Genomic DNA, 19,165 nt, shown 5'->3' on the forward strand with positions numbered 1-19,165 from the left:
GGCGTGTTTCGCGCGTTCTGGTGGGTTCTGTCAGGTTCTGGCAGCAAGCCAGGAAAAAGCCCGGTCCGCAGGGTGCGGAGCCGGGCTTTTTGATGGGGCGTCCCAGGCAGGGATCAGGCAGGGATCAGGCAGGGTTCAGTCAGGGTTCAGGCGGCGGCCTGAATCTGGATCTGCTGACTGGTGTGTGAAATGCGGTTGTTGGCGTCCGCATAAACCAGCTTGGGTTCGTGTCTGGCGATTTCCTGCTCGTTCATGCCGACAAAGGTGGCGATGATCAGCAGGTCGCCAGGGGCGGCCTTGCGCGCCGCGGAACCGTTGACGGAGATGATGCCGGAACCGCGTTCGGCACGAATCGCGTAGGTGGTAAAGCGCTCGCCGTTGTTGATGTTCCAGATGTCGATCTGCTCGTATTCCTTGATGTCGGCAGCTTCCAGCAGGTCCTCGTCAATGGCACAGGAGCCTTCATAGTGCAGTTCGGCATGGGTAGTGGTTACCCGATGCAACTTGGACTTGAGCATCATTCTTTGCATGGCGTCATCCGTCACAAGGTGTTGAGGGATTGGCATTGTAGCGACTAAATCCCCGCTGTCAAACAGAGAATTCCCGGTATTTTCCGGTCGAATCCTGGTCAGACTTCGATGTTGTCAATGAGTCGTGTCCGGCCTAGTTGCGCTGCGGCGAGGACGACAAGTTTCTGGCTTGAATCGCTGGGTGGCAGCAGATTGGCGCGCTGCCGCACTGCAATATAGTCAGTCTTCCAGCCCTGTCTGTCGAGGTTGGCCGCGGCCTCTTGTTCCAGGCGGGGCAGTTGCCCGATGCCTTCTTGCAGCAAGGCCTGGCGCAGGGTCTGCAGGGTCTGGAAGAGGCGGGGGGCTTGCTGGCGTTCGCGGACCGAGAGATAGCCGTTGCGGGAGGAGAGCGCCAGGCCGTCTGCGGCCCGGACGGTATCGACTCCGACGATTGCGATGGGCAGGGCCAGTTGCTCGGCCATGGCGCGAACCAGCATCAATTGCTGGTAATCCTTCTTGCCAAACAGGGCGGCCTGGGGCTGGACGCAATTGAAGAGCTTCAGCACGACGGTTGCTACGCCCCGGAAGTGGCCGGGGCGGAATTCTCCTTCCAGCAGGTGCTGCAGGTCAGGGGGATCGACAAAGTAGCTTTGCGGGGTGGGGTAAAGATCGCTTTCCGTTGGCGCAAAGAGCACATCCACGCCGGCTTCCCGCAGCTTGTCGCAGTCGGCGGCGAAGGTTCGCGGATATTGGTCGAAATCTTCTGAGGGGCCAAATTGCAGGCGGTTGACGAAAATGCTGGCGACAACGGTATCGCCTTGTTCCCGGGCGGCGCGCATCAGGGCGATGTGGCCTTCATGCAGATTGCCCATGGTAGGGACGAAGGCAATGCGGCCGCGTCCCTGGAGGGTCTGCCGCAGGGCAGGAATGGTGCTGTGAATTTCCATGGAATCAGTAGGTATGTTCGGGGCCGGGGAAGGTGCCGGCCTTGACTTCGCTGACGTAGGCGGCAATGGCACTCTGGAGGTCGGGGGCCCCCGCCATGAAGTTCTTGACGAAGCGGGGCTTCCTGCCGGAAGTGATGTGCAGCATGTCGTGCAGCACCAGCACCTGGCCAGAAGTTTCCGCCCCGGCGCCGATGCCGATGGTGGGGATGTGCAGCTGGCGGGTGACGGCGGCGGCCAGGGGGGCGGGAACGGCTTCCAGGACGATCAGGGTGGCGCCTGCCTTTTCCAGGGCGAGGGCATCTTCCCGCAGTTTGCTGGCCGTCTCCTCGTCCCGGCCCTGGACCCGGTAGCCGCCTAGCTGGTGCACATGCTGGGGGGTGAGGCCGATGTGGGCGCAGACCGGAATGCCGCGCCGGGTCAGGAACTCCACGGTGGCCGCCATTTCGGTTCCGCCTTCGATCTTGACCATCTGGGCGCCGGCCGCCATGAGCTGGGCGGCGTGGCGGAAGGTTTCTTCCGGGCTGATCTGGGAGGTGCCAAAGGGCATGTCGGTCAGCACCAGGGCCCGATGCGAGCCCCGGGCCACGGCCGCCGTGTGGTACACCATGTGCTCCAGGGTTACCGGCAGGGTGGAATCCTGCCCCTGCAGTACCATGCCCAGGGAGTCGCCGATCAGCAAGGCATCGACGCCTTGCTCGTCCAGCAGTTGGGCAAAGCTGGCGTCATAGCAGGTCAGCATGGCGATTTTTGCACCGGCCTGGCGCATCTTGGCCAGGTCCAGCAAGGTCAGGCGATGGGTTTCGTTGTGGGTGGACATGGGTCTATCCGGAAGTTGGGGGCATTATCCTAACAGCGAAAGCTCATCCGTGCTCCATGCAGAGGATGTCGGGGTTGTTCGCGCCGGCCCGGGCCATGCGTTCCAGGCAGTCGAGCACCTCCATGCTCGCGGCTTCCATGCCGGCCACGCACTCGGTGCCGCCGGAAAAATCACCGGCATGAAGTTTCTCGATGGCTTCGCGGCCATGCTGGTGTACGGCGATGTGGGGCTTTTCCATGGCGGCGTAGCCATCCAGGCGGGAGAAACACTGCTTGCCTTCGCCCTCGTAATACCACTTGCCGAGCCGGCACATGCAGTGGTCGGAAAAATCGCCAGGCTTCTTCCCGGAAACCCCGATGAACACCTTGTAGATCTCGAACTTGAAGACCAGGTGGTCCATCTTGGCCAGTTCCGTGAAGCTGCGCAGGGCGGCCACGGCGATGGCGGATTCCATCTTGTGGGAGGTTTCCAGGATGCCTTCGATGCGTTCGGCGGCCTCGGCGCCGGCATTGCCGAAACCGGCGGACATCCGGGCCAGATTTTCCATGCTGGAATGGGCGTTGGCGGTATCGCGCTGGATGTTGTTCACCAGGTTGAAGGTGTCGCTGGTGGCCTTGCTGGTGCGCTCTGCCAGCTTGCGCACCCCGTCGGCCACCACGGCAAATCCGCGTCCGGCTTCTCCGGCCCGGGCGGCCTCGATGGCGGCGTTGAGGGCCAGCAGATTGGTCTGGTCGGCGATTTCCTTGATCAGGGAAAGGATGTTGCCGATCTGCACGGTGCTGCTGTTGAGGCCATCGACGATGCTCATGGTCTGGCGGGATTCCTGGGCCAGGGTGGCCAGATCGTGGCTGATCTTCTGCATCAGGTCGCGGCTGGCGGCGGAGATGTTGGCCGCCCGCAGGGCTTCGCTCTTCTCCTCCTTGAGCTCCTCGGCCAGCAGGGCCAGGGTCTGCTGGGAGACGCCCAGGCTGCCGCCGAAATTATCCAGGTTCTTGAGCAGGTGTTCCCAGCCCTGGGTCACGTCAAGGGCGGCGTTACAGCGTTTTTCCGCATCTTCGACCTGGTGCTCCAGGTCGTGCAGGTGTTGGGTCAGGGTGGCATTTTCCTGTTCCAGGGTGGCAATGCGGGCCAGGGCAGCTGGATCCTGGCGGGGGCCGAACAAACCAAACATCCATGTCTCCTTCGTTGTTGTCCAGGGGTTTTTCAGGGTGGCCCTCAGGCCCGGAAAATGAAGTAGACCGCGCCCAGCAGGCAGAGGGCGGCCCACAGATAATCGAGTTGCAAAGGTTGCTGCATGTAGATTAGCGCGAAAGGGATGAATACCGACAGGGAGATCACTTCTTGCAGGATTTTCAGTTGCGCCAGACTCAGGGCCGTGTGGCCGATCCGGTTGGCGGGAACCTGCAGCAGGTATTCAAACAGGGCGATGCCCCAGGACAGCAAGGCGGCGATCCACCAGGGCCGGTCGGCCAGGTGTTTCAGGTGCCCGTACCAGGCAAAGGTCATGAACAGGTTGGAGAGCACCAGCAGCCCGGCCGCCTGCCAGAATACCGGCTGGTTCAGCATGGCAGGCGCCGGATCGTCTGGTTGCGCAAGGCGGGCCGCCAGGCGGCGACGCTGCCCCGGCCGGGTAATGTCAGATCCGGGGCGATTTCGGCCAGGGGTTCCAGGACGAAGGCGCGCAGGTGCAGGCGGGGGTGGGGCAGGGTGAGGGCCGGGGTGTCCAGGACCAGATCGCCGTAGAGCAGGAGATCCAGATCCAGGGTGCGCGGGGCGTTGGCGATGCTGCGCACCCGGCCCTGTCGTTGTTCTGCATCCAGCAGGGCCTGCAGCAGCGCTACCGCCGGCAGGGTGGTTTCCACTGCGGCCACGGCGTTGATGAAGTCGGGCTGGTCCAGCAGCCCGAGCGGAGCGCTCTGGTAGAGGGAAGAACTCTTGAGCAGCCGGGTTTCCGGCAAGTGGTCCAGGCCGGTCATGGCCTGGCGCACTGTCTCCCTGGGGGAGCCCAGGTTGGCGCCCAGGGCGATGTAGGCAACAACGGGGTTCATCCTTGTTCTGCTGGAGCGGTGGGGGCGCTGGCTGCCCTGGGCTTGCGCCGCCGGCGTTTCTTTCTGGCGCCCTGGTCGGGCAGCAGCATCTGGCTCCGGGCTTCGCCGTCCGCATCCTGAAAGCGGGTCCACCAGTCGGCCAGTTCTGCATCCAGTTCGCCGGCCTGGGCGCGCAGGCAGAGGAAGTCATAGGCGGCCCGGAAGCGCGGGTGTTCCAGTACCGCATAGGGGCGCCGGCCGGCCCGTTGCTCGAAACGGGGCTGGAGGGCCCAGATTTCCTTGATGTCGCCTGCAATGCGGCGGGTGATGGCCAGTTTTTCGCCCTGGATATTCAAGACTTCTTCCATGGCCTGATACAGGGCGGGAATGGAGGATTCGCCGCCCGCCTTGATTCGTTCCCAAACGCTCAGCACTTCATGCCAGAGCAGGGTGGCAAACAGGAAGCTGGGAGAGGAACTCTTGCCCTGACGGATGCGCTCATCGGTATTGGCCAGGGAGAGCAGCACGAATTTTTCGCCCAGAGGCTGTTCCAGAATCACGTCCAGCAGGGGCAGTACGCCGTGGTGCAGGCCTTCGGCGCGCAATTGCTGCAGGCACTTCACGGCATGGCCGGAGGTGAGCAGCTTCAGCATTTCGTCAAACAGGCGGGAGGCGGGCACGTTTTCCAGCAGTTCGGCCATTTCCCGGATCGGGTGCCGGGCTTCCGGGTCGATGGAGAGTCCCAGTTTGGCGGCCAGGCGCACGGCCCGCAGCATCCGCACCGGGTCTTCCCGGTAGCGCAGCCTGGGATTGCCGATCATGCGCAGGGTTTTCTGCTTCAGGTCGGCCACGCCGTGGTGGTAATCGACGATCTGCTCGGTGGCGGGGTCGAAATACAGGGCATTGACGGTGAAGTCCCGGCGTGCGGCGTCTTCCGCCTGGGTGCCGAACACGTTGTCCTGCAGCACCCGGCCGTGGGCATCGGTCTTGGCTTCATCGACCAGGCCACCCCGGAAGGTGGTGATTTCGATGATTTCCTGGCCCATGTAGGCATGGACGATCTGGAAGCGGCGACCGATCACCCGGGAGCGGCGGAAGCAGCGCCTGGCCTGCTCCGGTGTGGCATTGGTGGCCACGTCGAAATCCTTGGGGGTGGCGCCGATCAGCAGGTCGCGCACGGCGCCGCCGACCACGTAGGCCTTGTAACCGTGGCTTTGCAGGGTCTCGCAGACCCGGCGACTGCCGCTGCTGATCTGGTCCCGGCTGATGCCGTGGGTGGAACGGGGGATTACCGCAGCCTTGCTGTCTTTGGCGGAGGCGGAACCCGTTTTCTGGAGGGGGGCGCCGTTGCTTTTGCCCCCGAATACGCGGCTGATGAATTTGCGAATCATCCGATGGTCATTCTGGAAAGGGCGTCATCATACTGCATTCGCACGCAGGCTGATGATTTGCCACGCTTTTGCCTGGGCGGTCTGGCGCAGTTTGTCGTCCGGGTCCACCGCGATCGGGTGGCTGACCCGCTCCAGCAGGGGCAGGTCGTTATGGGAGTCGCTGTAGAACCAGGTCTTGTCGAAGCTGCCCCACCACAGGCCCAGGGATTCCAGCCAGGCCTCGACCCGGCTGACCTTGCCTTCCTTGAAGGCCGGGGTGCCGCGGGGCTGGCCGGTAAAGGCACCCTGGGCATCCTGCTTGCAGGCGGGAATGGTGGCGATCAGGTTGCCGATGCCGAATTCCCGGGCGATGGGGCCGGTGACAAAGCTGTTGGTGGCGGTGACCAGGGCGCACAGGTGGCCGGCCTCGAGATGCTGTTGCACCTTTTGCCGGGCTGCGTCCCCCATGATCGGGCGTACATGCCGGGCCATGAATTCCTGATGCCAGGCATCCAGCCTGGCACGGGGATAGCGGGTCAGGGGCGCCAGCTGGAAGGCCAGGAATTCATGGATGTCCAGGGTGCCGGCCTTGTATTGCTCGTAGAACTGGAGGTTCCTGGCTTCCTGGACCTCACGATCCAGCACCCCTTTGCTGATCAGGAACTGGGCCCACTCGAAATCCGAGTCTCCCGAAAGCAGGGTGTTGTCCAGGTCGAAAAGTGCAAGTTCCATGTCAGTGTTCCAGGGGTGAGGCCAGCACCTCCCTGAGCAGGGGCAGGGTGATGGGGCGTTTGTGTTCGAGGGAGTAGCGGTCCAGGGCTTCTACCAGGGCAGAGAGGCTGCGCATGTCCCGGGGGGCGTGGCGCAGCAGGTGGTCCATGGCTTCCGGGGGGAATTTCATGGCCCGCTCACGGGCCTGATTGCTCAGGGCGGCGATCTTTTCCGGATCGGAAAGGGGCTGCAGGCGGTAAATCAGGCCGTAGCCCAGACGGGTACGCAGGTCTTCTCGCAAAGTCAGATGCGCGGCGGCCTGGCTGGCCGCGGTGAGCAGCCGGCCACCGCTGGCGCGGATGCGGTTGAAGGCGTTGAACAGGGCGATCTGGCCGGCTTCCGAAAGGGCTTCGACATGATCCACGGCCAGGGTTTCCGGAGTTTCGAGCAGCTCGGGCAGATTGGCCAGGTCCGGGGTCTGGCGGGCATCCCGGTAAACGAAACCGCTGGCGAGCAGCAGGTGGCTCTTGCCGGAACCGGGTTCGCCCCAGAGCAGAAAGCTCGATTCCGGGTTGGCTCCCGCCCGCCAGAGGCTCAGGGCGGCCAGGGTCTCGCCGTTGCCACCCGGGACGAAATTGTCAAGGGAAGGCGGCGCGGCAGGTATCAGGTCGAGCAGGAGTTGGCGCATGGGGCAAGAGCCTGTTTAGGGTAGAATCCGGTTTTTTTCGGGCGCCAGATTTTATCACCCCGTCCAGGCTTTATCGGGAAACTCCCAAGGATCAAGTAAATGAGTGCACAGACCTCCCTCTCCTACCGTGACGCCGGTGTCGATATCGACGCCGGTGATGCGCTGGTGGATCGCATCAAGCCCCTGGCCAGGAAAACCCTGCGCGACGGCGTGCTGGGCGGCATCGGTGGCTTCGGCGCCCTGTTTGAAGTGCCCGGGCATTATCAGGAGCCGGTACTGGTGTCCGGTACCGATGGAGTCGGCACCAAGCTGAAGCTGGCCTTCCTGCTCGATCGCCACGACACCGTGGGCCAGGATCTGGTGGCCATGAGCGTCAATGACATTCTGGTGCAAGGCGCCGAATCCCTGTTCTTCCTTGACTACTTTGCCTGCGGCAAGCTGGATGTGGAGATCGCCGCCAGCGTCGTGGGCGGCATCGCCAAGGGCTGCGAACTGGCCGGCTGCGCCCTGATTGGCGGCGAAACCGCCGAAATGCCCGGCATGTATCCGGACGGTGAATACGATCTGGCCGGTTTTGCCGTGGGCGTGGTGGAAAAGTCCAGGCTCATCGACGGCACCACCATCCTGCCCGGCGACGTGGTCCTGGGCCTGGCCTCTTCCGGCGCCCACTCCAACGGTTATTCCCTGCTGCGCAAGATCATCGACCGTTCCCGCCCCGACCTGAAGGCACCCTTCGACGTGGTGGACGGAAATGCGCGCAGCCTCGAAGAGGTGGTGATGGCTCCGACCCGCATCTACGTCAAATCTGTCCTGGCCCTGATGAAAAAGGTGACGGTCAAGGGGATGGCCCACATCACCGGCGGCGGCCTGCTGGAAAACGTGCCCCGCGTGCTGCCCGGCAACGTGGTGGCCGTGCTGGAAAAGGCCGCCTGGCCCCGTCCCCGGCTGTTTGACTGGATGCAGGCCGAAGGCAATGTGGCCGAGGACGAGATGCACCGGGTCTTCAACTGCGGCATCGGCATGGTGATCGTGGTGGCCGCCGACCAGGCTGAAGCCGCCCTGGCCCAGCTCCAGAGCACCGGCGAGCAGGCCTGGCGGATCGGCAAGATCGAAGCCCGCCAGGGCGGCGAAGCCCAGACGCGCGTGGTGTGAGGCCGGGTGGTGTGAAGCCGGGTGGTGTGAGGCCGCGTGGTGTTGAAGCCTTGATGCGCTCGATTCGACGGATTGCAGGCGGGCTGATGCTGCTCGCCCTGGGTGTCCTCCCCCTGGCGGCCGAAGAGGGATTGCACGGCCCGGGGGCGGAACTGCGTCCAGATCCCGGGCTGGAATGGCTAGCCGTGGAGCGGGAGCCAGTGCTCAAGGTGGAGCCTGAAGTCCTGGGCCCCATCCTGCGGGGCAAGGCCAGTTATTACGGCAAGACCCCAAGATTCCAGGGGCGCCGCACGGCCAGCGGGGAGCGCTTCGACCGCCGGGCCTTCACGGCGGCCAGCAACCGTTTTCCCCTGGGGAGCTGGATCGCGGTGCGTCGCCCGGGGACCGATCACTGCGTGGTGGCATGGGTCAATGACCGCATGCATGATCGCCAGCAGCTGCGTATTGTCGACCTTTCCCTGGCGGCGGCCGAGTCGATTCAGCTGGCGTCGGCCGGGGTGGTGCAGGTCGAGGCTCGGGCTTTGCGCGGTGCTCCGGGGGTGGAGCCGGCCATCTGTCTTCAAGCCTTTGAGGCCGAAGCCAGCCTTTGAGGTCGAAGCCAGCCTTTGAGGCCGAAGCCGGTTGTCATCCCATGAAACCGGCCATTCCGGGCCGGCTGCTTCAGAGGCGAGGCGGCCTTGTTTCCGGGCATGGCCGAAGTGCCTCTGCGAGGCCGCCAATGACCGGATGCGGCAAGCTCCGCCGTTCAGGGCGAGGAAGGGCAGCCACGAACGGCGGGGGTGCCGCTAAGCCGTTTCTTCGATTTGTTGGGGGGCGCCCAGGCGCTGCGAAAGCGCTTTACTTGCCGCTTTGACCGCGAGGGCAATGGTGCTGTCCCAGCCATTGTCGAAATTTCCGACGGAACCCAGGGAGGTGATGGTGGCCACCATGGTGCCGCTGTAGTCATAAACCGGGGCGCTGAAGCCGTTGATGCCCGGGATCAGGCTGCCGCTGGCGCGGGCAATGCCGCGCTTGCGGATTTCCGTCAGGATCTTTTCTATCTGGGTGCGCAGCGTACCCACGGCGACGCCGCTGTTTTTGGCGTTCTGCTGCAGTTCTGCCTGCAGCATGGTTTTCACTGCGGGCCCCTTGTGGAAGGCGGCAAAGGCCCGTCCGGTGGCCGAGTTGGTCAGCGGCATCACGGCGCCGGGGCGCAGGTTGACCGTGATGGTATCCCCCGCATCGACCCAGCGCACGATAGTGGCACCCCGGTTGCCCCATACGGCGAGCGCCACGCTTTCGTGGATTTCTTCGCACAGGTCTTCCAGAATGGGCTCCGCCAGCCGTACCGGATCCAGGCGCGCCAGGCCGGCCAGGCCGAGTTCCAGGCACCAGCCGCCGAGGTCGTAACGGCCCGAGCGCCGGTCCTGTTCCACCAGGCCGGTGCGCAGGAAGCTCACCAGGTAGCGGTGCGCCTTGGCTGGCGCCATGCCGGTCTCTGCCGCCAGGTCCTTCAGCATCATGGGGCGGCCATGCTGGGCCAGCGCCTTGAGCACGAGGAAACCCAGTTCAATGGACTGAATGCCGTGTCGTTCATCGCGGGTGTTGCTTTCCATCAAAAACTCCTGGACATGTGCATTCTGAGGTTGGAATGCACATATTTCCCAGCCACGAACCGACCCGTCGCTGGTTGTTGAAACTAATCTTCCGGTCGGGTCGCGTCAGTCCGGGGGGCACTGGATGCGATCGTGCAATTTCCAGCGCCGTTTCCAGCCGGATGACCCGCTCCGTCAGATTCTCGATTTTTTCCTGCTGACCTTTCATGGTCCCGGCCATGCGCTCTATGTTGTCGTTCATCTTGATGACCGTGGTGAGCGCATCCCACATCTTGTCAGTGATCCCCATCAGTGGGCCCGCCTGGCTTCCATGGCCGAAATGCGCTGATTCGAGACTTCGACACAGGCCAAGGCGTCGTCTATCGCGGCACTGGCCTGGGCCGTTGTTTTCAGCATCTGGTCGATCATCCCCTCGAGCATTTTCTCGTCCTCATCCGGGTGGAACGACGCAGCCGCGCGGCGCAAAAATTCGCCCATCGACAAATGGGCGTCCTGAGCCCTCCTGGAGATCATTGCTTTCTCCTCTGAAGTGACGAGGACCGGGATACGTTCAGTCGAGGTTGCCATTGCCTATTCACTCCTCATGAACATGGTCAGCACATGCGCAGTATAGGGGGATGCCGCGGAAATTCAAGTCCGCCTTCAAGCCTTCAAGCCGGTTTTGCACAAACCGCAACCTCCGCACCTGGGAGAGCCGCCTTGCTTTCATTCCTGGAGTGCGCAGAGTCAAACTCCTCAACAGGGTGGAATGCCGTCCGCCTAGTCCGCCTAGTCCGCCTATAATGTCGGCGGCTTCGCAAGCCGATATTGAATGTGAATGAAGGGGAGACAGATCGATGCGTGCAGTCATGGTGGCAAATCCCAAAGGCGGGGCGGGTAAGACGACCCTGGCAACCAACCTGGCCGGCTATTTTGCCAACCGGGACTTCAGCGTCAGCCTTTGCGACCTGGACCGTCAGCAATCCGCCCTGCGCTGGATGGCCTTCCGTGACCCGGCCCTGCCTTCCATCACCGGGTATTTCGGCGGTAACCAGATGCTCATCAACCTGCCCCAGGATCCGGATTGGGTGGTGCTCGATGCCCCGGCGGGTTTTCAGGGCTACAAACTCAACGACTACCTGCGTTCGGTGGATCGGGTGGTGATTCCCGTGGTGCCCTCCATCTTCGACATGGCGGCGACGGAAGACTTTCTCAATATCCTGCGCCAGGAAATGCGCGGCCGGGCCGCCAGGATCGGCATCGTCGCCATGCGCGTTGACCCGCGTACCCGGGCGGCCGCCATGCTGGAAGAATTCCTGAGCCACTTCGATATTCCCATCCTGGCCTATCTACGCAACACGCAGAACTACGTGAATGTGGCGGCCAGCGGCCAGACCATCTTTGATGCCCCCCGTTCCAGATTCAAGCGGGATGCCGATCAATGGGCCAGGCTGCTGGAGTGGCTGGAAGATTGAATCTTCGAAAAATCCTCGAAAGGCTTGACAGATAGCTTCCGGTTCCCCATAATGTTGCTTCTTTGACGGACGCGGGGTGGAGCAGTCTGGCAGCTCGTCGGGCTCATAACCCGAAGGTCGTAGGTTCAAATCCTACCCCCGCAACCAGCCGCAGTTGGCAAAATAGTTGCAGAACAGTTGGCAAAGCGTCAGAGACACAATCAGCCCGGTCGATCAACCGGGTTTTTTGTTGATGAGATGGGTGAGTTGTATGTCGTGAGTTGTATGTGAGTTGTATGTGAGTTGTATGTGAGTTGTATGTCTGTTCCTCGATAGCTCAGTCGGTAGAGCGCCGGACTGTTAATCCGTAGGTCCCTGGTTCGAGCCCAGGTCGGGGAGCCAGGTCGTGTGGCAAGCCAGCCTTGCTGGCCCATCAGGTTTGCTCATGTGGCTCAGTGGTAGAGCACCCCCTTGGTAAGGGGGAGGTCGGCAGTTCAATCCTGCCCATGAGCACCATTCCCTTGTTTCCTGTTCCTCATTCCCCCTCTCATTCCCCCTCATTCCCTTGATCCTGTCAGGCCCCGGGTTTCCGTGCGCTGGTTTTCCGTGCGCTGGTTTTCTGTCCGTCCTGTGTCGCAGGGCCGGTATTTTCCCGTCCGGAACATGAAACGGGGTGCCGGCCGCATCGCCTGCACCCCGTTTTCCGTTGCGCCAGCCGTCAAGCCGGGGCCGAAGTGCGGATCAGGTGATCAAAGGCCGAGAGGCTGGCCTTGGCGCCTTCGCCCATGGCGATGATGATCTGCTTGTAGGGCACGGTGGTGCAATCGCCGGCGGCGAACACGCCGGGCACCGAGGTCTGGCCCCTGGCATCCACGACGATTTCCCCTTGTCTGGAGAGTTCCACGCAGCCCTTGAGCCAGTCGGTGTTGGGCAACAGGCCGATCTGCACGAAGATGCCTTCCAGTTCGATCTGGTGCCGTTCATTGCTGGACCGATCCAGGTAGGTGAGGCCGGTGACCTTCTGGCCGTCGCCGTTCACCTCGGTGGTCTGGGCTTCCTTGATTACCGTGACGTTGGGCAGGCTGTAGAGCTTCTTTTGCAAGATCGCGTCGGCCCGGAGTTCGCTGCCGAATTCCAGCAGGGTCACCTGGGCGACGACGCCGGCCAGGTCGATGGCGGCCTCCACGCCGGAGTTGCCGCCGCCGATCACGGCGACCCGCTTGCCCTTGAACAAGGGGCCGTCACAGTGGGGGCAGTAGGCCACGCCCTTGGTGCGGTATTCGGCTTCGCCGGGCACGTTCATTTCGCGCCAGCGGGCGCCGGTGACGAGGATCACGGTCTTGCTCTTGAGCACGGCGCCGCTGGCCAGATGCACTTGGGTGAGGCCGCCGTTTTCACCCGGCTCACCCGGCACCAGGCGGGTGGCCTGCTGCAGGTTGATGATGTCCACCGGGTATTCGCGCACATGCTGTTCCAAGGCCTGGGCCAGTTTGGGGCCTTCGGTTTCCTTCACGGAAATGAAGTTCTCGATGCCCAGGGTGTCGAGCACCTGGCCGCCGAAACGCTCGGCCACCACGCCGGTGCGGATGCCCTTGCGCGCCGCGTAGATGGCGGCCGCGGCGCCGGCGGGGCCGCCGCCGATCACCAGCACGTCGAAGGCTTCTTTCTGGCCGAGCTTGGCGGCTTCCCGGGCGCTGGCGCCGATGTCCAGCTTGGCGAGGATTTCCTCGGCACTCATGCGGCCCTGGCCGAACAGTTCGCCGTTCAGATACACGGCGGGGACGCCCATGATCTGGCGCGCTTCCACTTCCTGCTGGAACAGGGCGCCGTCGATCATCACCGCTTCAAAGCCCGGGTTGAGCACGGCCATGGTGTTCAGGGCCTGCACCACGTCCGGACAGTTGTGGCAGGAGAGGGAAATGAAGGTCTCGAAGCTGAACTTGCCCTCCAGGCTCTTGATCTGCTCGATCACGTCCGCTTCCAGCTTGGGCGGGTGACCGCCGGTCTGGAGCAGGGCCAGGATCAGGGAGGTGAATTCGTGGCCCATGGGCAGGCCGGCAAAGTGGATGCGCGGCGCCTGGCCTTGGCGGGCGATGCCAAAGGAGGGGCGGCGCGGGTAGTTGCCATCCTCGCGCAGGCTGACCTGCCCGGAGAGGCTGGCGATGTCGGTCAACAGCTCGCGCATTTCGCCGGACTTGGGGCTGTCATCCAGGGAGGCCACCAGTTCGATGGGGTGCACGAGCTTTTCCAGGTAGGCCTTGAGCTGGGCTTTGATGTTTGCATCTAGCATGATGATTTCCCTTGCTGTTTCAAATTGAAGTGCAATAGAAAGGCGCCAGGGCGGGCAGCGCTGGCGCCTTTGTGCTGCAATCCGGGACCGCCCCGGAAAGGCGGTCAGCGGATGGCCGCTGCTGCTTTAGATCTTGCCGACCAGGTCGATGGAGGGTGCCAGGGTCTTGGCGCCTTCCTTCCACTTGGCGGGGCACACCTCGCCGGGGTGGGCGGCGGTGTACTGGGCTGCCTTCAGCTTGCGCAGGGTCTCGGTGATGTCACGGGCGATCTCGTTGGAGTGGATTTCCAGGGTCTTGATGACGCCATCCGGGTTGATGATGAAGGTGCCGCGCAGGGCCAGGCCTTCTTCGGGGATATGCACACCGAAAGCGTTGGTCAGCTGATGGGTGGGGTCGCCGATCAGGGGGAACTTTGCCTTGCCCACGGCAGGAGAGGTTTCGTGCCAGACCTTGTGGGAGAACTGGGTGTCGGTGGTGATGGCATAGACCTCGGCGCCGGCCTTCTGGAACTCGGCGTAGTGCTCGGCGGCGTCCTCGATCTCGGTGGGGCAGTTGAAGGTGAACGCGGCCGGCATGAAGATCAGCACGGACCACTTGCCCTTCAGGCTGGCTTCGGTGACTTCGATGAACTTGCCGTTGTGGAAAGCATTGACTTTGAACGGTTGAATCTGGGTGTTGATCAGTGACATCGTTTATCTCCTTGGGTTGTGTTGAAGGCAGGACGGATATTAAAGAGATTTTCCAATGCCTTCCAATTGATTCTAGGTATGTTGGGGATAGGTTCTTCCTATCGGGCCGGCGAGGGGGATTGTCTGACTTGCGCCGGGCTTGCATCCGACGTGGCATCCGACTTGGCGCCCGACTTGGGCGCAAGCGGCCTTCCTTCTACAATCCCTGCTCTTTTCCCTGCCCCTGATTGCCATGGCCCTGATTGAATCCCGCAGCGAGACCATTTCCCTTCGCGGCCTGCGTTACCACATCCGGCATTGGGGCGAGGCGGGGGCGCCGCGGCTGTTTTTCCTGCACGGCTGGATGGATTCCTCACCCAGCTTTCAGTTCGTGGTCGATGCCCTGCAACAGTCCTGGCACGTCATCGCCCCGGACTGGCGTGGGTACGGGGCTTCCGAATGGCAGGGGCGACCCTACTGGTTTCCCGACTATTACGCCGACCTGGACAGCCTGCTGGCCCATTATTCCCCGGATCAGCCGGCCCGGCTGGTGGGGCACAGCATGGGCGGCAATATCGCCAGCATCTATGCGGGCCTGAAGCCGGAGCGGGTGCGGCAGCTGGTCATGCTCGACTTTCTTGGCCTGAAGCCTTCCGGGGAGGTGGATGCGCCCACTCAGCTGAGTCTCTGGCTGGCGGCCGTCCAGTCTCAGCCCCAGCCCCGGCTGCGGACCTACCCGGACCATGCCGCCCTGGCCCGGCGCCTGATGCTTGTCAATCCCCGTCTGCGGGAGGACCGGGCCCACTATCTGGCCCGGCATGTAGGCCGGGTGCGTAGCGATGGCAAGGTGGAAATGGCCTGCGATCCCTGGCACAAGATTCCCTCGCCCAGCCCCTACCGGATCGACGATACCCTGGCCTGCTGGCGGCGCATTACCGCCCCGGTGCTGATGCTGGTGGCGGACCAGGGCTTTGTGCAGCAGCGCTTCGGCCATACGCCGGAAGAATTCCAGCGCCGCCTCGGCAGCTTTGCCGATGTGCGCCTAGAGACCATCCGCGCGGCGGGCCACAATCTGCAGCACGACCAGCCGGAGCAGGTGGCAGCGGCCCTGGAAGGCTTTCTGGGGCGGGATTGACCGGAGCTTCGCCGCCCCCGCCTGATGCCCCACCTGATGCCCCACCTGATGCCCCGCCTGATGCCCGCCGCCGCCCGGAGCCGGTAACGATTTGAGCGGCGATCTGACCGGATCGGGCGCGACCTGGGGGACTCAAGGCTTGGGACTCAAACCTGGGGCTGCAAACCCGGGGCTGCAAAGGTCACGGCAGAAAATGGTCGCTTGCGCCAGTTCGATGTCAAGAAGGGGAGGTGGCGTAGCGGGGCGGATGACTGGCATACTTGGGATTCCGGCTACCCCGTTCAACCCTGACCCTCATGCAAGGACGACTCATGAATATCGCCAAAATCGCCCAGACCCGTTATTCCACCAAGGCCTTCGCGGCCGGCAAGCGCATTCCCGAGGCCCAGCTTGCCCAGTTGCGCACCCTGCTGCAGAATGCGCCGGCATCGGTCAATTCCCAGCCTTGGCATTTCATCCTGGCGGGTTCCGAAGCCGGCAAGGCCCGGGTCGCCAAGGCCATGCACGGCGGCTTTGCCTACAACGAAGCCAAGGTCCTGAATGCCTCCCACGTGGTGGTGCTGTGCGGCAAACGCACGCTGGACGACGCGCATCTGCAGGCCGTGATCGAACAGGAAAACCGGGATGGCCGTTTTGCCAATCCCGAAGCCATGGCGACCCAGGACCAAACCCGGCGGTTCTACGTGAATCTGCACCGGAATGAACTCAAGGACGAGGGCATCTGGATCGCCAAGCAGGTCTACCTGGCCCTGGGCACCCTGCTGTTGGGGGCGGCCTGCCTGGAAATCGATGCCTGCACCATGGAAGGTTTCGACAGCGCCCTGCTGGATCAGGAACTGGGTCTGGAAGCCCGCAATCTGACCAGCCTGGTGGTGGTGGCCCTGGGCTATCGTTCCGAGACGGATTTCAACGCCAAGCTGCCCAAGTCCCGCCTGCCCGAAGCGGTGGTGATCTCCGAACTGTGAAGTCGCAGCGGGGCAAATGACGGCAAAGAGCCGACTGCAAAGCGCGATGCGCATCCAGTAGAAGTGCTGTATATTTCACCTGTGGATTTATACAGTAACCAACGTCGCTGGAGGTGGAATCATGATGCAGCAATTGCAAGGCTGGTTTGATCGCATGATCGGTGTCGCGCACCTGGAGCGGGAAATGCAGCGCCAGGCCCGGGAAATTTATCGCCCCCGGGAATTGCCGGCGCAAGTCCATCTACCGGCCTGCTGGCGGCGCCAGCCCCGGGTCGGGCGGGGCGCCTGAGTTTGGCGCCGGGCCGGCCGAGCCGACCGTGGGGCATGGGCCGGTAGCAGGCGGCATCGCCCCACTCGTGCCAGGCAGCCCGGGCAGCCCCGAAGCGCGGGTTCATTCCTTGGCGGGGTGGGGGATTGCGCTCGCCGTCCGGGGCTTCAGGGCGCCTCGAAAAACCGGATTTTCACCCGTTTCAGTTCTTTAAGTAACGGATTCATCAAGGTCGGTTTTTCTCAAAGCGAGGTTTTCGATGTGCCCTTCAGTCGAGGAAATCGTCCACCCGCCGGGTGACCCGTTCATTCAGGTCGGCGGCGAGACAGTCGAAAATTTCGCCGGGAATGCTGTTGGTGAGCCAGGTGATCTGGCGCTTGGCGAGTTGCCGGGTGGCGAAGATGCCCCGGTTCGTGAGTTCCTGGCGGGAATAGCGGCCCTCCATCCATTCCCACACCTGGCGGTAACCGACACAGCGCATGGAAGGGAGTTCCGGCGTCAGTTCGTAACGGCGGCGCAGCTTTTCCACTTCTTCCACCAGCCCGCCCAGCAGCATTTCCTGGAAACGGCGGGCGATGCGTTCATGCAGCACGCTGCGTTCGGAGGGCAAGAGGGAAAGGGAAAGAAAGCGGTAGGGCGGCGCGCCGTCCTGGCCGGCGGCCAGCAGTTCGCTCATGGCGCGGCCCGTGAGCCGGCAGATTTCCAGGGCGCGCTGTAGCCGCTGGGCATCGGTGGGATGGAGCCGGGCCGCGGTTTCGGGGTCGAGCCGGGCGAGTTCGGCATGCAGGGCGGGCCAGCCCTTTGCGGCCGCTTCCGCATCGAGCTGGGCGCGGATTGCCGGATCGGCCTGGGGCAAATCCGCCAGACCTTCGAGCAGGGCCTTGAAATAGAGCAGGGTGCCGCCGACCAGGAGGGGCACCTTGCCGGCGGCGCGGATCTCGGCCATGGCGGCCAGGGCTTCCTTGCGAAAGCGGGCGGCGGAATAGGCTTCCTCGGGGCTGATCAGGTCCACCAGCCGGTGCGGGAAGGCGGCCAGCGTTTCCTTGTCCGGCTTGGCCGTGCCGATGTCCATGTCCTTGAACACCAGGGCGGAATCGACGCTGATCAATTCCACCGGGAAGCGCCGCGCCAGTTCCAGGGCGAGGGCAGTCTTGCCGCTGGCGGTGGGGCCCATGAGCAAAATGGCGGGGGGCAGGGCACCTCCGGGGTTTACCTGAGGAGGGCTCACAGGAGGGCGGCCCCTTCCTTCTCGCCTAGCTCATAAACCACGTTGGCACGGCCCACCAGCAGGGGGTCCAGGGGGCCGATGCGCTCCAGGTCCTTGTTGGTGTAGGGCAGCTTGTGTAGCACGTAGCGCATGGCATTGAGGCGCGCCCGCTTCTTGCAGTCGGACTTGACCACCGTCCAGGGCGAGTCGGCCGTATCCGTGTAGAAGAACATGGCCTCCTTGGCCTTGGTGTAGTCGTCCCACTTGTCGAGGGAGGCGAGATCGATGGGGGAAAGCTTCCACTGCTTCAGGGGGTGGTTTTCCCGCTCATTGAAACGGCGGCGCTGCTCGCCCCGGCTGACGGAGAACCAGAACTTGATCAGATGTACGCCACTCCTGACCAGATTGCGCTCGAATTCCGGCGTCTGGCGCATGAATTCGGCGTACTCATCGGGCGTGCAAAAGCCCATCACCCGTTCCACCCCGGCCCGGTTGTACCAGGAGCGGTCGAACAGCACGATCTCGCCGGCGGAAGGCAGGTGCTGGATGTAACGCTGGAAGTACCACTGGCCGCGTTCCACTTCCGAAGGTTTTTCCAGGGCCACCACGGTGGCGCCGCGCGGGTTGAGGTGTTCCATGAAGCGCTTGATGGTGCCGCCCTTGCCCGCCGCGTCCCGGCCCTCGAAGACGATCACCACCTTCTGGCCGGTTTCCTTGACCCAGGCCTGGAGCTTCAGGAGTTCCACCTGCAGCTGGTATTTCTGCTTCTCGTAATTTTTGCGGGACATCAGGTTCTTGTAGGGATAGCCGCCCGTGCGCCAGTCGTCGGAGAGCTCGTCGTCGGGGCGTACCGGCAGCTTGCTGGCCACCTCCTCTCCCTTCATCAAGGCTTCGCGCAGCACCGCCGCGTCATCGGGGGAGGCTCCGGCCATGATTGCTTCCAGGGTGCTGGCGACGGACTGGATATCGCCCTTGGCGGCGGACTGGAGAATGTCGGCGACGGCCACGGCCTTGGCGGTCTGGGCGGCGGCCACGGCCTGCTCCACTTCAAAATGGGCGATACCCGCCTGGGTCGTGGCGGGGGTGATGTCTCCTGACTTGGTGCGGCGGGGCGCGGCGGTTCGGGCAACCGTCAGATGAGGTGTCGTGGTCTTCTTCGGCGAGTCCATGGGCGCATCCTTCCAGGTAAAACCACAACTATACGGTCAAGCGGGGGGCTTTGTCCCTGGGGCCACGCCCATGCCGGACCACCAGGAAATCCTGGGGCCGGCCGTTAGCCTCGCCCGGGATGATGAAGGCGAAACGCGCCCGGACAACCTGCCGGCCCGGGTGTAGGGGGCGATCTGCTCCGGTAGTCAGGCCAACATGTCAGGCCAACATAT

General features: G+C 63.3%; 22 protein-coding genes and 3 tRNA genes. 9 read left to right on the forward strand and 16 right to left on the reverse strand.

The features are described 5' to 3' along the window. Nucleotides 1-146: 146 nt before the first annotated feature. The 9 genes from panD to hda form a co-directional block, all read right to left on the reverse strand. Nucleotides 147-530: an aspartate 1-decarboxylase gene (panD, locus tag WBH99_RS12740; RefSeq protein WP_424220469.1), complete on the reverse strand. Its 384-nt coding sequence runs from the start codon at nucleotides 528-530 to the stop codon at nucleotides 147-149. 98 nt (nucleotides 531-628) lie between these two features. Next, the gene (gene panC, locus WBH99_RS12745) at nucleotides 629-1,456 is read right to left on the reverse strand and encodes a pantoate--beta-alanine ligase (protein ID WP_424220470.1); all 828 of its coding nucleotides are present in this window, start codon (nucleotides 1,454-1,456) and stop codon (nucleotides 629-631) included. Between the two features lie 4 nt (nucleotides 1,457-1,460). After that, nucleotides 1,461-2,273, reverse strand: coding sequence for a 3-methyl-2-oxobutanoate hydroxymethyltransferase (panB, locus tag WBH99_RS12750; RefSeq protein ID WP_424220471.1), 813 nt, complete (start codon nucleotides 2,271-2,273; stop codon nucleotides 1,461-1,463). A 43-nt stretch (nucleotides 2,274-2,316) separates the two neighbouring features. Next, the gene (locus tag WBH99_RS12755; protein WP_424220472.1) at nucleotides 2,317-3,444 is read right to left on the reverse strand and encodes a methyl-accepting chemotaxis protein; all 1,128 of its coding nucleotides are present in this window, start codon (nucleotides 3,442-3,444) and stop codon (nucleotides 2,317-2,319) included. Nucleotides 3,445-3,488: 44 nt separating this feature from the next. Continuing rightward, nucleotides 3,489-3,839, reverse strand: coding sequence for a DMT family protein (locus tag WBH99_RS12760; protein ID WP_424220473.1), 351 nt, complete (start codon nucleotides 3,837-3,839; stop codon nucleotides 3,489-3,491). Next, nucleotides 3,833-4,321 (reverse strand): 2-amino-4-hydroxy-6-hydroxymethyldihydropteridine diphosphokinase, encoded by a 489-nt coding sequence (folK, locus tag WBH99_RS12765; RefSeq protein ID WP_424220474.1) that lies wholly within the window; start codon nucleotides 4,319-4,321, stop codon nucleotides 3,833-3,835. Before folK ends, WBH99_RS12760 begins: the two co-directional genes overlap by 7 nt. Beyond that, entirely contained in the window at nucleotides 4,318-5,691 is a 1,374-nt protein-coding gene (gene pcnB / locus WBH99_RS12770) for a polynucleotide adenylyltransferase PcnB (RefSeq protein WP_424220475.1), read from the reverse strand. The genes folK and pcnB overlap by 4 nt, the downstream gene beginning before the upstream one ends. Nucleotides 5,692-5,718: 27 nt before the next feature. Continuing rightward, the gene (locus WBH99_RS12775) at nucleotides 5,719-6,402 is read right to left on the reverse strand and encodes an HAD family hydrolase (protein WP_424220476.1); all 684 of its coding nucleotides are present in this window, start codon (nucleotides 6,400-6,402) and stop codon (nucleotides 5,719-5,721) included. 1 nt (nucleotide 6,403) lies between these two features. Continuing rightward, complete coding sequence (gene hda, locus WBH99_RS12780; protein WP_424220477.1) at nucleotides 6,404-7,069, reverse strand: DnaA regulatory inactivator Hda; 666 nt, start codon at nucleotides 7,067-7,069, stop codon at nucleotides 6,404-6,406. 99 nt (nucleotides 7,070-7,168) lie between these two features. Between hda and purM the strand changes: the two genes are divergently transcribed. Both purM and WBH99_RS12790 read left to right on the forward strand, forming a co-directional pair. Further along, nucleotides 7,169-8,221 carry a phosphoribosylformylglycinamidine cyclo-ligase gene (gene purM, locus WBH99_RS12785; RefSeq protein ID WP_424220478.1) on the forward strand — a complete coding sequence of 351 codons (1,053 nt, stop codon included), beginning with the start codon at nucleotides 7,169-7,171 and terminating at the stop codon, nucleotides 8,219-8,221. An 86-nt stretch (nucleotides 8,222-8,307) separates the two neighbouring features. Continuing rightward, nucleotides 8,308-8,811, forward strand: a complete 504-nt coding sequence (locus WBH99_RS12790; protein WP_424220479.1) for a septal ring lytic transglycosylase RlpA family protein — start codon at nucleotides 8,308-8,310, stop codon at nucleotides 8,809-8,811. A gap of 195 nt (nucleotides 8,812-9,006) precedes the next feature. Here WBH99_RS12790 and WBH99_RS12795 read toward each other — a convergent pair whose 3' ends face one another. From WBH99_RS12795 to WBH99_RS12805, 3 genes are read right to left on the reverse strand one after another with little or no spacing between them, the layout of a single operon-like run. Then, nucleotides 9,007-9,816, reverse strand: a complete 810-nt coding sequence (locus WBH99_RS12795) for an IclR family transcriptional regulator (RefSeq protein ID WP_424220480.1) — start codon at nucleotides 9,814-9,816, stop codon at nucleotides 9,007-9,009. Continuing rightward, on the reverse strand, nucleotides 9,794-10,105 hold the full coding sequence (locus WBH99_RS12800) for a hypothetical protein (protein ID WP_424220481.1): 312 nt from the start codon (nucleotides 10,103-10,105) through the stop codon (nucleotides 9,794-9,796). Before WBH99_RS12800 ends, WBH99_RS12795 begins: the two co-directional genes overlap by 23 nt. Continuing rightward, nucleotides 10,105-10,383 carry a plasmid mobilization protein gene (locus WBH99_RS12805; protein ID WP_424220482.1) on the reverse strand — a complete coding sequence of 93 codons (279 nt, stop codon included), beginning with the start codon at nucleotides 10,381-10,383 and terminating at the stop codon, nucleotides 10,105-10,107. The genes WBH99_RS12800 and WBH99_RS12805 overlap by 1 nt, the downstream gene beginning before the upstream one ends. Nucleotides 10,384-10,652: 269 nt before the next feature. Here WBH99_RS12805 and WBH99_RS12810 point away from each other — a divergent pair, with 269 nt between their 5' ends. From WBH99_RS12810 to WBH99_RS12825, 4 genes are all read left to right on the forward strand, one after another. Continuing rightward, complete coding sequence (locus tag WBH99_RS12810) at nucleotides 10,653-11,270, forward strand: AAA family ATPase (RefSeq protein ID WP_424220483.1); 618 nt, start codon at nucleotides 10,653-10,655, stop codon at nucleotides 11,268-11,270. 70 nt (nucleotides 11,271-11,340) lie between these two features. Next, a tRNA-Met gene (locus tag WBH99_RS12815) sits at nucleotides 11,341-11,417 on the forward strand. 158 nt (nucleotides 11,418-11,575) lie between these two features. Continuing rightward, nucleotides 11,576-11,651, forward strand: a tRNA-Asn gene (locus WBH99_RS12820). Nucleotides 11,652-11,690: 39 nt separating this feature from the next. Beyond that, nucleotides 11,691-11,765: transfer RNA gene (locus WBH99_RS12825), tRNA-Thr, on the forward strand. Nucleotides 11,766-11,967: 202 nt separating this feature from the next. On the opposite strand, the gene ahpF is transcribed toward WBH99_RS12825, so the two are convergent. Next, entirely contained in the window at nucleotides 11,968-13,539 is a 1,572-nt protein-coding gene (gene ahpF, locus WBH99_RS12830) for an alkyl hydroperoxide reductase subunit F (protein WP_424220484.1), read from the reverse strand. Nucleotides 13,540-13,665: 126 nt separating this feature from the next. Next, nucleotides 13,666-14,229, reverse strand: a complete 564-nt coding sequence (ahpC, locus tag WBH99_RS12835; RefSeq protein ID WP_424220485.1) for an alkyl hydroperoxide reductase subunit C — start codon at nucleotides 14,227-14,229, stop codon at nucleotides 13,666-13,668. A 232-nt stretch (nucleotides 14,230-14,461) separates the two neighbouring features. Here ahpC and WBH99_RS12840 point away from each other — a divergent pair, with 232 nt between their 5' ends. The 3 genes from WBH99_RS12840 (at nucleotide 14,462) to WBH99_RS12850 (ending at nucleotide 16,597) form a co-directional block, all read left to right on the forward strand. After that, nucleotides 14,462-15,343 carry an alpha/beta fold hydrolase gene (locus tag WBH99_RS12840; protein WP_424220486.1) on the forward strand — a complete coding sequence of 294 codons (882 nt, stop codon included), beginning with the start codon at nucleotides 14,462-14,464 and terminating at the stop codon, nucleotides 15,341-15,343. Between the two features lie 311 nt (nucleotides 15,344-15,654). Further along, nucleotides 15,655-16,308 carry an oxygen-insensitive NAD(P)H nitroreductase gene (gene nfsB, locus WBH99_RS12845; protein ID WP_424220487.1) on the forward strand — a complete coding sequence of 218 codons (654 nt, stop codon included), beginning with the start codon at nucleotides 15,655-15,657 and terminating at the stop codon, nucleotides 16,306-16,308. Nucleotides 16,309-16,429: 121 nt separating this feature from the next. Next, nucleotides 16,430-16,597 carry a hypothetical protein gene (locus tag WBH99_RS12850; RefSeq protein WP_424220488.1) on the forward strand — a complete coding sequence of 56 codons (168 nt, stop codon included), beginning with the start codon at nucleotides 16,430-16,432 and terminating at the stop codon, nucleotides 16,595-16,597. Nucleotides 16,598-16,844: 247 nt separating this feature from the next. On the opposite strand, the gene miaA is transcribed toward WBH99_RS12850, so the two are convergent. Together miaA and ppk2 are read right to left on the reverse strand one after the other, a co-directional pair. Beyond that, nucleotides 16,845-17,750, reverse strand: coding sequence for a tRNA (adenosine(37)-N6)-dimethylallyltransferase MiaA (miaA, locus tag WBH99_RS12855; RefSeq protein ID WP_424220489.1), 906 nt, complete (start codon nucleotides 17,748-17,750; stop codon nucleotides 16,845-16,847). Between the two features lie 50 nt (nucleotides 17,751-17,800). After that, nucleotides 17,801-18,952, reverse strand: coding sequence for a polyphosphate kinase 2 (ppk2, locus tag WBH99_RS12860; RefSeq protein ID WP_424220490.1), 1,152 nt, complete (start codon nucleotides 18,950-18,952; stop codon nucleotides 17,801-17,803). Between the last annotated feature and the right edge of the window lie 213 nt (nucleotides 18,953-19,165).

Source organism: Azovibrio sp. (genome assembly GCF_049658005.1).
GTDB lineage: Bacteria > Pseudomonadota > Gammaproteobacteria > Burkholderiales > Rhodocyclaceae > Azovibrio.

What these genes read in the sequence shown, in the direction of transcription:
- WBH99_RS12755 (WP_424220472.1), bottom strand. Translation starts at nt 3,444, where the DNA reads ATGTTTGGTTTGTTCGGCCCCCGCCAGGATCCAGCTGCCCTGGCCCGC.
- panC (WP_424220470.1), bottom strand. Translation starts at nt 1,456, where the DNA reads ATGGAAATTCACAGCACCATTCCTGCCCTGCGGCAGACCCTCCAGGGA.
- pcnB (WP_424220475.1), bottom strand. Translation starts at nt 5,691, where the DNA reads ATGATTCGCAAATTCATCAGCCGCGTATTCGGGGGCAAAAGCAACGGC.
- WBH99_RS12800 (WP_424220481.1), bottom strand. Translation starts at nt 10,105, where the DNA reads ATGGGGATCACTGACAAGATGTGGGATGCGCTCACCACGGTCATCAAG.
- ahpF (WP_424220484.1), bottom strand. Translation starts at nt 13,539, where the DNA reads ATGCTAGATGCAAACATCAAAGCCCAGCTCAAGGCCTACCTGGAAAAG.
- WBH99_RS12790 (WP_424220479.1), top strand. Translation starts at nt 8,308, where the DNA reads ATGCTGCTCGCCCTGGGTGTCCTCCCCCTGGCGGCCGAAGAGGGATTG.
- panD (WP_424220469.1), bottom strand. Translation starts at nt 530, where the DNA reads ATGCAAAGAATGATGCTCAAGTCCAAGTTGCATCGGGTAACCACTACC.
- purM (WP_424220478.1), top strand. Translation starts at nt 7,169, where the DNA reads ATGAGTGCACAGACCTCCCTCTCCTACCGTGACGCCGGTGTCGATATC.
- hda (WP_424220477.1), bottom strand. Translation starts at nt 7,069, where the DNA reads ATGCGCCAACTCCTGCTCGACCTGATACCTGCCGCGCCGCCTTCCCTT.
- ahpC (WP_424220485.1), bottom strand. Translation starts at nt 14,229, where the DNA reads ATGTCACTGATCAACACCCAGATTCAACCGTTCAAAGTCAATGCTTTC.
- WBH99_RS12775 (WP_424220476.1), bottom strand. Translation starts at nt 6,402, where the DNA reads ATGGAACTTGCACTTTTCGACCTGGACAACACCCTGCTTTCGGGAGAC.
- panB (WP_424220471.1), bottom strand. Translation starts at nt 2,273, where the DNA reads ATGTCCACCCACAACGAAACCCATCGCCTGACCTTGCTGGACCTGGCC.
- nfsB (WP_424220487.1), top strand. Translation starts at nt 15,655, where the DNA reads ATGAATATCGCCAAAATCGCCCAGACCCGTTATTCCACCAAGGCCTTC.
- WBH99_RS12805 (WP_424220482.1), bottom strand. Translation starts at nt 10,383, where the DNA reads ATGGCAACCTCGACTGAACGTATCCCGGTCCTCGTCACTTCAGAGGAG.
- folK (WP_424220474.1), bottom strand. Translation starts at nt 4,321, where the DNA reads ATGAACCCCGTTGTTGCCTACATCGCCCTGGGCGCCAACCTGGGCTCC.
- WBH99_RS12840 (WP_424220486.1), top strand. Translation starts at nt 14,462, where the DNA reads ATGGCCCTGATTGAATCCCGCAGCGAGACCATTTCCCTTCGCGGCCTG.
- miaA (WP_424220489.1), bottom strand. Translation starts at nt 17,750, where the DNA reads ATGGGCCCCACCGCCAGCGGCAAGACTGCCCTCGCCCTGGAACTGGCG.
- WBH99_RS12760 (WP_424220473.1), bottom strand. Translation starts at nt 3,839, where the DNA reads ATGCTGAACCAGCCGGTATTCTGGCAGGCGGCCGGGCTGCTGGTGCTC.
- WBH99_RS12795 (WP_424220480.1), bottom strand. Translation starts at nt 9,816, where the DNA reads ATGGAAAGCAACACCCGCGATGAACGACACGGCATTCAGTCCATTGAA.
- WBH99_RS12850 (WP_424220488.1), top strand. Translation starts at nt 16,430, where the DNA reads ATGATGCAGCAATTGCAAGGCTGGTTTGATCGCATGATCGGTGTCGCG.
- ppk2 (WP_424220490.1), bottom strand. Translation starts at nt 18,952, where the DNA reads ATGGACTCGCCGAAGAAGACCACGACACCTCATCTGACGGTTGCCCGA.
- WBH99_RS12810 (WP_424220483.1), top strand. Translation starts at nt 10,653, where the DNA reads ATGCGTGCAGTCATGGTGGCAAATCCCAAAGGCGGGGCGGGTAAGACG.